The sequence below is a fragment of the Pseudomonas mercuritolerans genome (assembly GCF_025706525.1).
GTDB lineage: Bacteria > Pseudomonadota > Gammaproteobacteria > Pseudomonadales > Pseudomonadaceae > Aquipseudomonas > Aquipseudomonas mercuritolerans.
This window is the reverse complement of sequence record NZ_JAMSHA010000003.1, coordinates 345413-359890: the sequence shown is the minus strand read 5'-3', so window position 1 is coordinate 359890 and position 14478 is coordinate 345413. Positions and strand designations below refer to the sequence as shown.

At 59.8% G+C, this 14478-nt stretch carries 14 protein-coding genes and 1 pseudogene; 8 read left to right on the top strand and 7 right to left on the bottom strand.

The window, feature by feature from the left end:
* Positions 1–151: 151 nt before the first annotated feature.
* Positions 152–889: a tellurite resistance TerB family protein gene (locus ND528_RS10085; RefSeq protein WP_137214879.1), complete on the top strand. Its 738-nt coding sequence runs from the start codon at positions 152–154 to the stop codon at positions 887–889.
* A gap of 774 nt (positions 890–1663) precedes the next feature.
* Here ND528_RS10085 and ND528_RS10080 read toward each other — a convergent pair.
* Positions 1664–2122, bottom strand: a complete 459-nt coding sequence (locus ND528_RS10080; protein ID WP_263470238.1) for an REP-associated tyrosine transposase — start codon at positions 2120–2122, stop codon at positions 1664–1666.
* A 194-nt stretch (positions 2123–2316) separates the two neighbouring features.
* Between ND528_RS10080 and ligD the strand changes: the two genes are divergently transcribed.
* Entirely contained in the window at positions 2317–4938 is a 2622-nt protein-coding gene (gene ligD / locus ND528_RS10075) for a DNA ligase D (protein ID WP_263470237.1), read from the top strand.
* Here the strand turns inward: ligD and ND528_RS10070 are convergent, their stop codons facing one another.
* Positions 4939–5340, bottom strand: a complete 402-nt coding sequence (locus ND528_RS10070; protein ID WP_263470236.1) for a hypothetical protein — start codon at positions 5338–5340, stop codon at positions 4939–4941.
* Positions 5341–5420: 80 nt separating this feature from the next.
* A complete protein-coding gene (locus ND528_RS10065; protein WP_039762352.1) occupies positions 5421–5735 on the bottom strand; it encodes a DUF2388 domain-containing protein in 315 nt (104 codons plus the stop codon).
* Between the two features lie 161 nt (positions 5736–5896).
* On the opposite strand from ND528_RS10065, the gene ND528_RS10060 reads away from it, so the two are divergent.
* Positions 5897–6550 (top strand): DUF2238 domain-containing protein, encoded by a 654-nt coding sequence (locus ND528_RS10060; protein ID WP_263470235.1) that lies wholly within the window; start codon positions 5897–5899, stop codon positions 6548–6550.
* Between the two features lie 4 nt (positions 6551–6554).
* Here ND528_RS10060 and sodC read toward each other — a convergent pair whose 3' ends face one another.
* Complete coding sequence (gene sodC, locus ND528_RS10055) at positions 6555–7076, bottom strand: superoxide dismutase family protein (protein ID WP_016775149.1); 522 nt, start codon at positions 7074–7076, stop codon at positions 6555–6557.
* A 222-nt stretch (positions 7077–7298) separates the two neighbouring features.
* Between sodC and ND528_RS28360 the strand changes: the two are divergent.
* Positions 7299–8075 (top strand): annotated as a pseudogene (locus ND528_RS28360) (MCP four helix bundle domain-containing protein); the annotation flags it as partial.
* Positions 8070–8933, top strand: coding sequence for a methyl-accepting chemotaxis protein (locus ND528_RS28355; RefSeq protein WP_408005033.1), 864 nt, complete (start codon positions 8070–8072; stop codon positions 8931–8933). The pseudogene ND528_RS28360 and the gene ND528_RS28355, both read left to right, overlap by 6 nt.
* Positions 8934–9092: 159 nt before the next feature.
* Here the strand turns inward: ND528_RS28355 and ND528_RS10045 are convergent, their stop codons facing one another.
* Positions 9093–9524 carry a nuclear transport factor 2 family protein gene (locus ND528_RS10045; RefSeq protein WP_130911035.1) on the bottom strand — a complete coding sequence of 144 codons (432 nt, stop codon included), beginning with the start codon at positions 9522–9524 and terminating at the stop codon, positions 9093–9095.
* A gap of 528 nt (positions 9525–10052) precedes the next feature.
* On the opposite strand from ND528_RS10045, the gene mqo reads away from it, so the two are divergent.
* Entirely contained in the window at positions 10053–11699 is a 1647-nt protein-coding gene (gene mqo, locus ND528_RS10040) for a malate dehydrogenase (quinone) (protein ID WP_076563408.1), read from the top strand.
* A 208-nt stretch (positions 11700–11907) separates the two neighbouring features.
* Here mqo and ND528_RS10035 read toward each other — a convergent pair whose 3' ends face one another.
* Positions 11908–12336, bottom strand: coding sequence for a nuclear transport factor 2 family protein (locus ND528_RS10035; protein ID WP_122508000.1), 429 nt, complete (start codon positions 12334–12336; stop codon positions 11908–11910).
* 177 nt (positions 12337–12513) lie between these two features.
* Here ND528_RS10035 and ND528_RS10030 point away from each other — a divergent pair, with 177 nt between their 5' ends.
* Positions 12514–12681 (top strand): hypothetical protein, encoded by a 168-nt coding sequence (locus ND528_RS10030; RefSeq protein WP_263470233.1) that lies wholly within the window; start codon positions 12514–12516, stop codon positions 12679–12681.
* A gap of 96 nt (positions 12682–12777) precedes the next feature.
* Positions 12778–13581: an OBAP family protein gene (locus tag ND528_RS10025; RefSeq protein ID WP_263470232.1), complete on the top strand. Its 804-nt coding sequence runs from the start codon at positions 12778–12780 to the stop codon at positions 13579–13581.
* 1 nt (position 13582) lies between these two features.
* Here ND528_RS10025 and ND528_RS10020 read toward each other — a convergent pair whose 3' ends face one another.
* Positions 13583–14449 carry a CAP domain-containing protein gene (locus ND528_RS10020; RefSeq protein ID WP_137214887.1) on the bottom strand — a complete coding sequence of 289 codons (867 nt, stop codon included), beginning with the start codon at positions 14447–14449 and terminating at the stop codon, positions 13583–13585.
* Positions 14450–14478: the final 29 nt, after the last annotated feature.

Sequence of the window (14478 nt, the reverse complement as noted above, 5' to 3'; positions counted from 1 at the left end):
TCACCACCCATGAATCTTAGCTGGCTCGCGGAAAATTTCTCGGGTGCGATTTCATCGGTTACCCGGCGTCAGCCCAACGGTGCTGGCGCTATGGCTGCGTCGGTCTATCGTTGCCAGACGCAATCAGGCCGGGGCCTCGGAGGATAACGTCATGAACACCAGCGATTTGCTTGAACAACTGCTGCGAGGCCAGGCCTCGGCGGGACAACAACGCGGGGCTTCGACCGGTGACGGTCTGGGCGGATTGCTCGGTGGCCTGTTGGGCGGCGGCAGTCAGACCGGAGCGGGTGGGGCGGCTGCTTCGGGTGGCCTCGGCGGCTTGGGTGGTTTACTCGGTGGCCTGCTCGGCGGTGGTGGCCTGGGAAGCGCACTTGGTGGCGGTAGCCGAAGCCGTACCGGCGGGACCAATTACGCGGCGCTCGCATCGCTGGGGATGATGGCCTACCAGGCGTACCAGGCCTGGCAACGCAGCCAGGCCAGCAATGCGCCGCAAGATATGCCACAAACCGCCGACCTGCTCGCCGGCCCGCAAATCGAAACCCACAGCCACGCGGTGCTGCGCGCATTGATCGCCGCCGCCAAGGCTGACGGACGCATCGACGACGCAGAAAAGCACCTGATCAGCAGCGAAATCGGCAAACACACCGCCGATCCGCAGTTGCAACAATGGCTAGATGGCGAAGTCGCCAAGCCACTGGATCCCCGCGAAGTGGCGCAATCCGCTGACGGCGATCCTGCCGTAGCCGCCGAAATGTACCTGGCCAGCGTCATGCTGGTGGACGACCAACAGGACGCCGAACGCAGCTATCTCGATGAGCTGGCCGCAGCTTTACAGATCGATCCGGATCTGCAAGTTCATCTGGAACAGCAGGCGAAAGGACAAGCCTGACGCAACGTCAAAAGATCGCAGCCTTCGGCAGCTCCTACCTTTGAAATACGGTGCAACTGTAGGAGCTGCCGAAGGCTGCGATCTTTTGATCTTCAGAGCCAGAAAGGAAAATCCTCAGGGCGCAACCAGAACAGCTCGCATGGTGTTCCTGCCTGCACAGAGTGCGGCGTTTCGAAAATAAAAAGATCGCAGCCTTCGGCAGCTCCTACATTTGGAATACGGTGCACTGTAGGAGCTGCCGAAGGCTGCGATCTTTTGATCTTCAGCGTCAGAAAGGAAAATCCTCAGGGCTAAACCAGAACAGCTCGCATGGTGTTCCTGTCTGCGCAGAGTGCGGCGTTTCGAAAATAAAAAGATCGCAGCCTTCGGCAGCTCCTACCTTTGAAATACGGTGCAACTGTAGGAGCTGCCGAAGGCTGCGATCTTTTGATCTTCAGAGCCAGAAAGGAAAATCCTCAGGGCGCAACCAGAACAGCTCGCATGGTGTTCCTGCCTGCACAGAGTGCGGCGTTTCGAAAATAAAAAGATCGCAGCCTTCGGCAGCTCCTACATTTGGAATACGGTGCACTGTAGGAGCTGCCGAAGGCTGCGATCTTTTGATCTTCAGAGCCAGAAAGGAAAATCCTCAGGGCGCAACCAGAACAGCTCGCATGGTGTTCCTGTCTGCGCAGAGTGCGGCGTTTCGAAAATAAAAAGATCGCAGCCTTCGGCAGCTCCTACCTTTGAAATACGGTGCAACTGTAGGAGCTGCCGAAGGCTGCGATCTTTTGATCTTCAGAGCCAAATGGCATCCCACAAAGGGTAGTCCCCAAGGCGCGCCACCAGACCGGCTCTTACAGGATTCTTGACTACATAAAGCGCAGCGGCTCTAAGATCCTCATCCCGCCTCAACGCGCGGTCGTAATAACCTCGCTGCCATAATTGTCCCTGGCGACCATGTCTTCGATTGTAAGCCTGGCAACTTCGGGACTTAACGCGACACATAAGATCCGCAAGCGAGCCGTGATCAAGCTCAAGTAGCCAATGCAGATGGTCCGGCATTACGACCCAAGCCAGAGAGGTGGCTAACCCGGCTTCACTGCAACGTCTCAGCTCGTTGACCACCAGCCTCCCGTCGTGCCAATTGGTAAAAACACGTTCACGTCGGTTAACCACAGCGGTCAGTAAATAAATTCTTCCGGTTTCAGAGTGTCGGCCCATTCTCAGACGACAGGCTTTTGCAGCAGCGGGCATTCCATTGCCTCCCTTTCAATAACTTGAAAAAACCTTAGCGTCTGCACTCTGTTTAGCCAGCCCAGCCAATTACTGGATGTGTCGTTACAAGCTCCGGCCGTTCCATCCGTCCGGGGCTTTTTTACCTCGATTGAATTTTTCCGCCGCCGTGTCGCTCTTCTGCATAACAGAACCCGTCTGCCATCGGTGCGCTCATGAACAGGAACCTCGACGATTACAACCGCATGCGTGATTTTTCCGCGACTTCGGAACCGGCCGCAGTCAAGCGCTCGGGCCGTAAGACGGCCAAGGATCATGCCTTGCAGTTCTGCATCCAGAAGCACGACGCTTCGCACCTGCATTACGACTTTCGCCTCGAACTTGACGGTGCCCTCAAGAGTTGGGCTGTGCCGAAGGGGCCGTCGCTGGATCCTTCGGTCAAGCGCTTGGCGATCCATGTCGAGGATCATCCGCTCGATTACGCGACGTTTGAAGGCAGCATTCCCGAGGGGCATTACGGCGCCGGTGATGTGATCGTCTGGGATCGCGGCGTGTGGATTCCGCTGGAGGATCCGCACAAGGCCTACGCCAAGGGCCGGCTGAAGTTCGAGTTGCAGGGCGAGAAGCTCGGCGGCGTATGGAATCTGGTGCGCACGCACATGCCGGGCAAGAAGGAGCAATGGTTCCTGATCAAGCATCAGGACAACGCCGCGCGACCGCAGGATGATTTCGACGTGCTGGTTGCCGAGCCCGACAGCGTGCTCAGCGAGCGCACGATTGTCGGCAAATCGGCGACTGCCGCCGATAAAGCCAAACCGATAAAAAAGGCCCCGGCCAAGCCGCGCAAGCAGGCGTCCGGGCAGCTTACCGGCGCGCGCAAGGCCAAGCTGCCGGCGCTGATCAAGCCGGAACTGGCGACGCTGGTCGACAGCGCACCCGAAGGGCAGTGGAGCTACGAGATCAAGTTCGACGGCTACCGGATCATGGCGCGGATCGATCACGATGAGGTTCAGCTGTTCACCCGCAATGGCCATGACTGGACGCACAAACTGCCGCAGCAGGCCAAGGCGCTGGCGGCATTGGGTCTGGAATCGGCGTGGCTCGACGGTGAAATGGTTGTGGCCAATGAGCAAGGCGTGCCGGATTTTCAGGCGTTGCAGAATGCCTTCGATGCCGGGCGCAGCGGCAATATCGTTTATTACCTGTTCGACGTTCCGTATCTCAACGGCGTTGACCTGCGCGACGTACCGGTCGAAGAGCGTCGCGCCGCGCTGAGCACCATCCTCGGTGCGCAGAAAGAATCCTCAACGCTGCGTTTCTCCGAAGCCTTCGAAGAAACCCCGGACGCGCTGCTCAACAGCGCCTGCCAGATGCAGATGGAAGGCCTGATCGGCAAGCGTCTCGGCTCGCCTTATGTATCGCGGCGCAGCGGTGACTGGATCAAGCTCAAGTGCAAGCATCGCCAGGAGTTCGTCATTGTCGGCTACACCGATCCGAAAGGCGCGCGCAGTGCTTTCGGCGCGTTGCTGCTGGGCCTGCACGACCGTGACAGCGGCGAGTTGCGTTATGCCGGCAAGGTCGGCACCGGGTTCAACGAAACCACATTGAAATGCATCCTCGCCCAACTCAAGCCGTTACTGACCAAGAGCGCGGCGGTGGTCAATCCGCCCAGCGGTTTCGACGCCAAGGGCGTGCACTGGCTCAAACCCAAACTGCTGGCCGAAGTGGCATTCGCCGAGATGACCAAGGATGGCTCGGTGCGTCACGCCGTGTTCCATGGTTTGCGCGATGACAAACCGGCCAGGGACATTACAGAGGAGCGAGCGAAGCCTGTGAAAGCTGCCAAGTCCGACAAGTCTGAAAAGACCGAAAAAACCAAAACCGCCGCCAAGCAACCGGCGAAGAAAAACGCCGCCAGCAAAGCCGAAACCGCACCGTCGCAATCAGGACTGGCCGGCGGCAAGGTGCGCATCACCCACCCGGATCGAGTGATCGACGCCGTCAGCGGCACGACCAAAATGCAACTGGCGCAGTATTACGCCAGTGTCGCCGAATACATCCTGCCGCAACTCAAGGATCGCCCCGTCGCACTGGTGCGTGCTCCCGACGGCATCGCCGGCGAATTGTTCTTCCAGAAGAACGCCGATCGCCTGGCCATTCCCGGCATCACCGCACTGGACAAGGACGTCACCGGACAGCCAGTGATGATGATCAATAACCCCGAAGCGCTGGTCGGCGCGGTGCAGATGAGCACGGTGGAGCTGCACACCTGGAACGCCACGACGGTGGATCTGGACAAGCCAGATCGCTTCGTCCTCGACCTCGACCCGGATCCGGCGCTGCCATGGAAAAGCATGGTTGAAGCCACCGCGCTGACCCTGACCGTGCTCGATGAGTTGGGCCTCAAAGCCTTCCTGAAAACCAGCGGCGGCAAAGGCATTCACCTGGTGGTGCCGTTGACCCGCAAGCATGGCTGGGACGAAGTGAAGGACTTCAGCCACGCCATCGTCAGCCACATGGCCAAGTTGCTGCCGGATCGTATTTCAGCGGTGTCCGGGCCGAAAAACCGCGTCGGGCGGATCTTCATCGATTACCTGCGCAACGGCCTCGGCGCCACCACCATTTGCGCTTACGCCGCACGGGCACGGGAAGGTATGCCGGTGTCGGTGCCGCTTTACCGAGAGGAAGTCGCTGAAATCAAGGGCGGTAATCACTGGAACATCTACAACGTTCACGAACGTTTGACCGAAGTCGGCGATGAGCCTTGGGCGGACATGAAGAAGACCCGTCAGACCATCACCGCCGAAATGCGCAAACGCGTCGGCATGAAAAAGTGATCAGGTGTCGCGCAGCAAGTCGTGGGCGTTGAGCAGTTCGAAGGCGATTTGCGGGTGGTTTTCCAGGCCCTTGCGGATCGCCGCCGGGATCGCTGCGCGTGTCTTGCGACACAGGCCGGGCAGCTCGTCGATCTGAATGGCAATGCCGCGCATGGTGCGCACTTCGTTGAAGCCGGGGGCGACATCGACGCGGATGCCCAACTGCTCGTACATGCGCTGTTGCAGGCGTTTGAGGTCGTCGAGGTCTTTGAGTTGTTCCAGGCGCGCCAGGAGAATTTTTTCCTCGGCACGAGTCAGGCGCAGGATGCGCAAATCCGCGCCAGGCGTTTCCAGCAACGGATCGCGCCCGCAGATGCAGGCGCCGGGTGGGCAGGGTGAGCGCAAGGTCAGGGTCGTCGTCATGGCCTCCATCATAGAGGCCGTCGGATGGATTTGCCTATGCGCACTCAGCGGCCGTCCATCGGCCGCTGCTTCCCTCGTGACTACTGATGCACGCCTTCGTATTGCACCAGAATGGCGTTGGCCAGGTCTTCATCGCTGGCGTTCAAGCCAGGGTTGGCCTGGCGCACCTGTTGCAGTACCGACTCAAGATAAACCCCACGAATGGCCCCGCCGCTTGCAACGAACGCAGACACGTCGTCACGGGCCGGAATCACCATTTTGTCGTCCTTGAAGGTCGAGTACAGCGACGCGGAAACACCTGCGGAGGTGGCGACGTCACCCGCGTCAACGCGGGCCAGCGCCGAACCGACCGGCAGGCAAAGCATTAAAGAAGAAATCAGGACTAACTTGCGCATGACGTGTTCCTCCACAGGCGCTAAGCAAAAAGGGAAGGGACTACATAACGTCAGAGGTGAACGGCGCGCCGGAGTTCCGTTAGCGCTGAAAACGAAGCGGCGAGGAACCGGGCAAAAAGGCAGAGTGTCTACCGCATGCCTGCATTGCCGAGAATCGAACCATGCTCGTCAGAGCCAGCGACAACATTGCCCAACCGGCAGATACGCGAATCGAAGCGCTTTTGCTCGCTGGATTTGTCTGCCTGACCATCGCGCTCGGCCTGTTCCCGCGCAGCCGCGTCGACTGGCTATTGGAAAATGTCTTGGCGTTGGCGCTGGTGTTAGCCCTGCTGCTGGCGCATCGGCGTTTTCGCCTGTCGACGCTGTCGCTGGGGATGCTCTTCGCCTTCCTGTGCATTCATGAAGTCGGCGCGCATTACACCTATTCGCGGGTGCCGTACGATCAGTGGGGCACACTGCTGACCGGCGTCAGCGTAAACAAGGTGCTGGGTCTGGAACGCAATCACTATGACCGGCTGGTGCACCTGAGCTATGGATTGCTGCTGGTCTGGCCGATGCGCGAAGTTCTGCTGCGCCTTACGCCGTTGCGCGGCGCGTGGCTGGCGCTGATGGCCCTGAATATGGTGCTGGCGACGTCGGCGTTGTACGAGTTGATCGAATGGGTGGGCGGCGCTTACCTGGGCGACGACACTGGCAAGGCGTTCGTCGGTGCGCAGAATGATCCATGGGATTCGCAGAAGGACATGGCCCTGGCGCTGTTCGGCGCCGGGCTGTCCTTGCTGGTGTTGACGCGCTGGCGTCGAGCGCCGCGCTGAGGGATCAGATCACCCCGCAAGCCATGCGATCACCGCCACCGCCCAGAGGCTTGGGCATGTCGGAATGGTTGTCGCCGCCGGCGTGAATCATCAGAGCGTGCCCCTTGATCTCGGAAATTTTCTTCAGGCGCGGCGCCAGCACCGGGTAGTTGGCGACACCATCAGCCGTCACATACACCGCCGGCAAATCACCCAGATGCCCGTCAGCATAAGGGCCAAGGTGCTTGCCGGTTTTCGCCGGGTCGAAGTGTCCGCCAGCGGCCAGTGCTGCGCCCTTGACGCCATCCTTGGTGCCCGCTTCGCAGCTGCCGTTTTCATGGACATGGAAACCGTGAATACCCGCTGGCAAAGATTTCAGGTCGGGGGTGAAAAGCAGGCCATAAGGCGTCTCACTGACAGTCACCGAACCGATCGCCTGCGGCGCACCGTCGGCGCTGACCAGGTTGATCGCGACTTTCTCCGTTGCCGCCTGCGCGGTGCCGATTGCCAACGTGCCGAGCAGACCAAACCACAGTGCGCGTTTCATAAGCGTTTCCTTCAGCTGCATGAATGTTCGAAGCGCTGGATTGATAGCCGGCCAGGGTTAACCGGCGATGAAGGCGTTATCCAGCGGCGCTGCAATGTGTGACCGGGTTCGCGTTTGAAAAGTTTTGCCGGATTCAAGTCGCCGCTGACATCAGCCGATACGCTCTGTGTCGGCAGTTCCCTGCACATAGGCTTAACTGAAATCCGACAAGCGCAATCCAGCGTGCCCACGGGAGATTCCACGGTGTCGATCAAACTGCGTTTGGTGTTGCTGATTGCGACCAGCCTGCTGACGGCGCTGATCGTGAGTCTGGTCAGTTACGTCGGCAACCTGCGGATGGCCACGGCGGTCGGCGATAACACGGTGAGCATGAGCGCGCTGCGCAATCACATGGAAGCCGACATGATGCACGACGCCCTGCGCGCCGATGTCTATTCGGCGATGCTGGTCGGCCTGGGCAAAAGCACCGCCACCGCGACCGAGGTGCGCGATTCGCTCACCGAGCATGCCGGGCATTTTCGTGAAGTGCTGGATGACAACCTGAAATTGCCGATCAACCCGCAGCTGCGCACGGCGCTGGAGCAGATCAAGCCGAGCCTCGACACCTACATCAAGTCCGCCGAACAGATTGTCGGCGTGGCGCTGGACAAGCCGGATGCCGCCGAGCAGCAGCTTGGTACTTTCAATAGCGCCTTTACTCAGCTCGAAGAGCAGATGGGCGCGCTCAGCGAACTGATCGAAAACAACACCCTGCACACCAGCGAAGGCACCGAAGCGGCCATCCGTCACGCTAATCTTGCGCTGGCAGTGGTGCTGGCCGTCAGTCTGTTGCTGCTGCTGATTCAGGGGCGCTGGGTCATCCTGAGTATCATGGGGCCGCTCAAATCCGCCAGCCGCATCGCCGAAAGCATTGCCCATGGCAATCTCAGCGAACCGATTGTCGAGCCCGCCGGCAAGGACGAAGCCAGCGTGTTGATCCGTACATTGGCGACCATGCAGCGTGATCTGCGCAACATGATCGACGTGGTGCGGCGCAACGCTCACGGCGTCAGTGGCATGAGCGAGCAGCTCAGCCAAGGCTGCCATCAGGTCGCCGACAGCAGCCAGCAGCAAAGCGTTGCCGCCGGCACCATGGCGGCCGCCGCCAGCCAGATGACCGCGAGCATCGAAGAGATCACCCGCCACGCCGAACGTGCCCTGAACATGGCCAATCAGGCGGAAAACCTGGCCAAGGAGGGGGGCGGGGTGATCCACCAAGTGGTCAGCGACATGGACGACATCGCCCGCTCGGCACAGCAGTCGGCGCAGGTCATCCGCACGCTGGATCAGGAATCCGAGGCAATCTTCAACATCATTCAGGTGATCAAGAGCATCGCCGACCAGACCAACCTGCTGGCCCTCAACGCCGCGATCGAGGCGGCGCGGGCAGGTGAGCAGGGCCGTGGCTTTGCCGTGGTCGCCGATGAAGTGCGCAGTCTGGCCGCACGCACCAGCGCCTCGACCCAGGAAATCGCAGCGATGGTCGCGCGCATCCAGAGCAGCACGCGCGAGGCGGTCAGCAGCATGGAGGCCGGCGTGGCGCAGGTCGACAAAGGCATGGCGGTGACGGCGGAAGTCGAGCGGGCGATTCGCGAGATCCTCGACGCCACGCTGAACACCACGCAACTGGTCAACGACATCACCCGCACGATTGGCGAACAGAGTATGGCCAGTAACGAAATCGCCCATCAGGTGGAGATGATTGCGGGAATGAGCGAGGGCAATAGCCGGGTGATCGGGCAGACCGCGACGACTACCGATGAATTATCGAATCTGGCGGGGCAGTTGGCGCAGTCGGTGGATCGGTTTCGGTTGTGATGTTGGGGTAGGCTTGCGGGTTTTCTATTGCCTGAGCCAGCGCTTTCGCGAGCGGGCTCGCTCCCACAAGGTTCGCCAGTGTCGAGTCCTTTGTGGGAGCGAGCCTGCTCGCGAATAGGCCAGCTCTGACAGGATTGAATCAGGCCAATGGTCCCTTAATCAAAACCTGAACGCCTGCCGCCCAACCAACAACCATTTCCCACCTTGTTTCTGCCAGATCTGGAAATTCTCGATCTCGGTCGGAATCACCTCGGTCCCCTTCAACGCCTGTGCGGAGAAGTGGTGGCGCACTAATGCGGTATCGCCGGACATCGTGATGGTCTGCTTTTGCATCTCCAGGGTCTTGAATGCGCTGCGGCCGGTTTCGATGTCGGCGATGAATTCCTGCTTGTCCTGAATCTTGCCGCTGGAGTGGCCGTAGGTCAGGTTCGGCGCGGTCAGAGCGTTCAACTCGGCGATGTCTTTGTGCAGCATCGCCTGGGTCAGGTGATCGACTGCTTGGGCAACTTCTCTTTCCGCCGGGGCAGGGGCGGCGATGGCGCAGGCGCTGAAGGCGCAGAACAGGCCGATGAGGAGGCGCGACTTGGTCATGGTGTTTCCTTGTTGTTATTGGGTTTGGATGACTGGTTCATTTCGTCAGTCATCGTACAACGTAGCAGGTAATTTTCTGCATGAACAACGAGCGGTTGGCACTGATTTATCAAGTTGCGATGCGTATCGCGCAAAAAAGTTTGCAGGCCGATGCCTGATCGCCATCATGTTTGGTGCCCGATGGCCGATAAGTCCCTGAGCGGAAAAAGACTTTCAAGTCGGGAACAGACGCGCGGGTTCGCCCTGACGTGATATTCTCCGCGCCAATTTGCTTTGACCTAATTCGGTTGGCCTGCCTTTTCAGCGGGCCGACGGGATCCCTGTCGCTCAAGCAGCTGAAGCCAATAACGATAAGAAGTCAGTTCAGAAGGGACATTAACTGAGGTCGATGCCACATGTCGGCCTTGTGTGCCCACCCGTCAATATTGAAGTGTGCCCGATTGCGCGATGCCAGCCTGAGCGTCAACCAAGCGCAACGCAGACTGATAACAACGACGGGCGGAAGGCGTTTTATCATAGGTGCAACAGATGTTTAAGAAAGTGAACACAGCCTTGCTCGGTCTGGCTTTGGCGATGGGGATGTCGTCTGCCAATGCTGCCGAAGCGAAGAAAGTTGACGTCCTGCTGATCGGCGGCGGCATCATGAGCACCACCCTGGGTGTGTGGATCAATGAGCTGGAACCGACCTGGTCGATGGAAATGGTCGAGCGCCTCGATGGCGTCGCCCTGGAAAGCTCCAACGGCTGGAACAACGCCGGTACCGGTCACTCGGCTCTTGCCGAGCTGAACTACACCCCGGAAGACGACAAGGGCAACGTAACGATCCCGAAAGCTGTCGAGATCAACGAAGCGTTCCAGGTTTCCCGCCAATTCTGGGCGTGGCAGGTTCAGCAGGGCGTGCTGAAGAACCCTCGCTCGTTCATCAACACCACTCCGCACATGAGCTTCGTGTGGGGCGATGACAACATCAAGTTCCTGAAAAAGCGCTACGAAGCACTGCAGGCGAGCCCGCTGTTCGCCGGTATGCAGTACTCCGAAGACCCGGCTGTGATCAAGAAGTGGGTACCGCTGATGATGGAAGGGCGTGACCCGAATCAGAAAATCGCGGCCACCTGGAGCCCGCTGGGTACAGACATGAACTTCGGCGAAATCACCCGCCAGTTCGCCGCTCACCTGCAGACCAAGCCTAACTTTGATCTGAAACTGTCGAGCGAAGTCGAAGACATCACCAAGAACGCCGATGGCACCTGGCGTGTCAGCTACAAAAATCTGAAAGACGGCAGCAAGACCGAGACCGACGCCAAGTTCGTGTTCATCGGCGCCGGCGGCGGTGCCCTGCACCTGCTGCAGAAGTCGGGCATTCCTGAAGCCAAGGAATACGCAGGCTTCCCGGTTGGTGGCTCGTTCCTGGTGACCGAGAACCCGACGATTGCCGAGCAGCACCTGGCCAAGGCCTACGGCAAGGCTTCGGTTGGCGCGCCACCGATGTCGGTTCCGCACCTGGACACCCGTGTCCTGGACGGCAAGCGCGTCATTCTGTTTGGCCCGTTCGCGACCTTCAGCACCAAGTTCCTCAAGGAAGGTTCGTACTTCGACCTGCTGACCAGCACCACCACCCACAACATCTGGCCAATGACCAAGGTCGGCATCAAGGAATACCCGCTGGTCGAGTACCTTGCCGGTCAGTTGATGCTGTCGGATGAAGACCGTCTGAACGCGCTGAAGGAATACTTCCCGAACGCCAAAGCCGAAGACTGGCGCCTGTGGCAAGCCGGCCAGCGCGTGCAAATCATCAAGCGTGATGAAGCCGCTGGCGGCGTGCTGAAACTGGGCACCGAGATCGTTGCTTCGCAAGACGGCTCGATCGCCGGCCTGCTGGGCGCATCGCCGGGCGCGTCGACCGCTGCGCCGATCATGCTGAGCGTGCTGCAGAAAGTCTTCAAAGACAAAGTCGCAACCCCAGAGTGGCAGACCAAGCTGCACCAGATCGTGCCAAGCTATGGCACCCAGCTGAACAGCGATCCGGCCAAAGTGGCTGCCGAGTGGGCTTACACCGCCAAGATCCTCGAACTGCCGACACCTCCGGTGATCGGTCAGGTAGCTGCTCCGGCGGCACCTGCGGCTGACAAAGCCGTAGCGCCGAAGGAAAACGCTGCACGTGACATGGCTCTGTAACCAGAACCCTGAAACACAAAACCCACTGAACCGGCGACGGTCAGTGGTTTTTTTTGTACGCCGAACCTGTAGGAGCTGACGAGTGCAACGAGGCTGCGATCTTTTGACTTTGACTTTGACTTTGACGTTTGAAGATCAAGATCAGGATCAAAAGATCGCAGCCTCGTTGCACTCGTCACCTCCTACGCTCCTACGTTCCGGCGAAGATTCAGGCTTTTGCGGACGCCAGATAAGCACCGAGGCGCCGACCCATTTCTTCGCCCAGTGCCTGCAATCCGCTCAGCGGCCGTACCATCACTTCGAACTCGACAATCTTGCCGTGCTCATCGAAGCGAATCATGTCGATACCTTTGAGTTCCTTGCTGCCGACCCTGGCGCTGAATTCGAGAATCACATTCAGGCCATCCGCCGTCGCCAACTCGCGGTGATAGGCGAAATCTTCGAAGACTTCAAACACGGTGTTGAGGATCATCGCCACCACCGGCGCGCCGGGGTAGGGCGTGTGGGCCATGGGCGAGCGGAACACAGCTTGCGGATCGAGCAGTTCGGGCAGGGCTTTGAGATTGCCGCTGCGGATCATCGCGTGCCAGCGCTCGAGGGACGCGGCGACGTTGGGCTGCAAGGCGAGGTCGGGCATGGTCACTCCGGTTTTTCTTGTTGTCGGTCGGCAATGACTGTAGATCAACTGCGCCGAAAGTGGATCCTCAAGTCTCAGCCTGAATACCGCTTCATGCCCGAAGCGGATCAGATGCGCATCTGATCCGTATTTTTCTGTTTCATCTGCCTCTGTATTCAGTACAGCCACAGGCTCAGAATGCCCCGGCAGTGCGGCCAGTCACCCTCCGACCTCATCCCGAAGCGTTCGGTGCACCGCACACCCAGCATCAAGGAGCGCAACATGTACAAGATGGCGATTTTTCTCGGCGGCTTTCTGACCTTGACCATTCTGATTGGCGTGCTGGCGACGATCTCTCCAGTCTGATCCGCACGCAGCTTTTTCGAACTCTGCCGTTCTCCTGCTTTCAGTTGCAGAACAGGGCCAATACGCGCCCGTCACTGAAAGTTCGAGGAGTGAAACATGCGTAAAACAACCTCGCAGGGACGTTGGGTTCCCGTCGGCTTGATGGTCGCTGCGCTGACCGGTTGCGCGATGAGCAACACCGATTCGCCGGTGCAGACGCCCGGTCAGGCCAAGGCGTCCGATACGGAGATGCTCGAAGTCGGCGCGCAATGGTTGCAGGACAAACCGCCGATCCGCGCGTTGAACATGTACCTCGATGGTTTCCATTTTTACAGCGGTCATCCCGGCGCGCAGATGGAAGCGCACCACTACTGCTCGGCGCTCAACGAAGAAGTGTTCCAGTGCGTGATCTACGACGGCAACACCGCTGAAGCCAAGCTGATGGGCGTCGAATACATCATCAGCCAGCGCCTGTTCACGCAATTGCCGGCAAAAGAGAAAGCCTTGTGGCACAGCCACGCTCACGAAGTCAGTTCTGGCCAGTTGGTCGCGCCGGGCATCCCGCAAGTGGCAGAAACGCGCTTGATGGAAAAACTCGCCAATACCTACGGCAAGACCTGGCACACCTGGCATACCGATCAGGACAAGCAACTGCCGCTGGGCGTGCCGCAGTTGATGATGGGCTTTACCGCTGACGGTCAGGCCGATGCGCAAATGGTCCGCCAGCGCGATCAGCGCCTGGGCATTGATAGCGCCGAAAAGAAAAAGGCCCGTGCCGAGATCAAACCGGCGCCGGTCGCACCGGGGGCTGACGCGTGGCAGAAGGGTAATGTCATCCAGCTCAACGACCCGACCGGCCATCAACACGTCATGCCGCGTCCGGCCACCTCAGGCGATGAGAATGCCCGGAGCCAGCCGTGATTTACGGCGCGCCGAACAGCATCGTCCAGTAAACACCCTCGTCGCTGCGCGCTTCACTGGCGAAGCCGGCGCCGACCTGAGTGAACATCGGGTTCATCAAGTTGGCGCAATGGCCCGGGCTGGCCAGCCAGCCGGCCATGGCCTTACCCGGTGAGCTTTGTCCGGCAGCGATGTTTTCCCCGACCTGGCGGCCGCGATAACCGGCAGCACGGGCGCGGTCGGCCGGCATGTCACCATCAGGATCGCGGTGGGCGAAATAATTGCCGTAAGCCATGGCCTTGCTGTGGCCCTGAGCCGCTGCGCCGAGGGCGGCGTTCCAGCTCAACGGTCGCGCGGCGGCAAAGCGCTGGCGGCCGCACATGCGCGGCCGGGCGCGGGCGGCATTGACCTCGGCGAGCAACGCCTTGCCAACGCTGCGGTTGTCACCGACGCGGCTGTCGAGCACCGGTTGTGCCAGTACTACCTGCCATTGATTGCGCGAATGGCTGACGCCGATGTCGGCGTAGTTCGCATCCAGCAAGGCGCCGCAATAATCGCTCTGCAACTGATCGAAGGCCTCGTCGGCGTCTTCGGCTCCGATAATGCGGATGCTGCGAACCGTGATTGCTGAATAGCCGGAAGACTTCAACGCCTCGCGCATGCCGCCGCCGTAGCGATAGCCGATCGGCAAGGCCAGATTCGATTTCAACGCCAAAGGCGCCAGACGCTGCGCAGGGCGGCGATCGCAGCGTTGCGGATGGGCGCGGTAATCATTGATGGCGGCCACCAGCTCGCGCTCCGCACTGGCGTGGGCGGATTCAGTGAACAAAGGAAACAGGCTCAACAGGCACAGCGAAACGAAGCGAGACGAACGAACGAGGTGGCGCATGGGACGGACAGCTCTGAAAGGGGACAGCG

Bases quoted from the DNA above. Each gene is read 5' to 3' on its own strand.
- ND528_RS10085 (WP_137214879.1), top strand. From the start codon at position 152: ATGAACACCAGCGATTTGCTTGAACAACTGCTGCGAGGCCAGGCCTCG.
- ND528_RS10080 (WP_263470238.1), bottom strand. From the start codon at position 2,122: ATGCCCGCTGCTGCAAAAGCCTGTCGTCTGAGAATGGGCCGACACTCT.
- ligD (WP_263470237.1), top strand. From the start codon at position 2,317: ATGAACAGGAACCTCGACGATTACAACCGCATGCGTGATTTTTCCGCG.
- ND528_RS10070 (WP_263470236.1), bottom strand. From the start codon at position 5,340: ATGACGACGACCCTGACCTTGCGCTCACCCTGCCCACCCGGCGCCTGC.
- ND528_RS10065 (WP_039762352.1), bottom strand. From the start codon at position 5,735: ATGCGCAAGTTAGTCCTGATTTCTTCTTTAATGCTTTGCCTGCCGGTC.
- ND528_RS10060 (WP_263470235.1), top strand. From the start codon at position 5,897: ATGCTCGTCAGAGCCAGCGACAACATTGCCCAACCGGCAGATACGCGA.
- sodC (WP_016775149.1), bottom strand. From the start codon at position 7,076: ATGAAACGCGCACTGTGGTTTGGTCTGCTCGGCACGTTGGCAATCGGC.
- ND528_RS28355 (WP_408005033.1), top strand. From the start codon at position 8,070: ATGCAGCGTGATCTGCGCAACATGATCGACGTGGTGCGGCGCAACGCT.
- ND528_RS10045 (WP_130911035.1), bottom strand. From the start codon at position 9,524: ATGACCAAGTCGCGCCTCCTCATCGGCCTGTTCTGCGCCTTCAGCGCC.
- mqo (WP_076563408.1), top strand. From the start codon at position 10,053: ATGTTTAAGAAAGTGAACACAGCCTTGCTCGGTCTGGCTTTGGCGATG.
- ND528_RS10035 (WP_122508000.1), bottom strand. From the start codon at position 12,336: ATGCCCGACCTCGCCTTGCAGCCCAACGTCGCCGCGTCCCTCGAGCGC.
- ND528_RS10030 (WP_263470233.1), top strand. From the start codon at position 12,514: ATGCCCCGGCAGTGCGGCCAGTCACCCTCCGACCTCATCCCGAAGCGT.
- ND528_RS10025 (WP_263470232.1), top strand. From the start codon at position 12,778: ATGCGTAAAACAACCTCGCAGGGACGTTGGGTTCCCGTCGGCTTGATG.
- ND528_RS10020 (WP_137214887.1), bottom strand. From the start codon at position 14,449: ATGCGCCACCTCGTTCGTTCGTCTCGCTTCGTTTCGCTGTGCCTGTTG.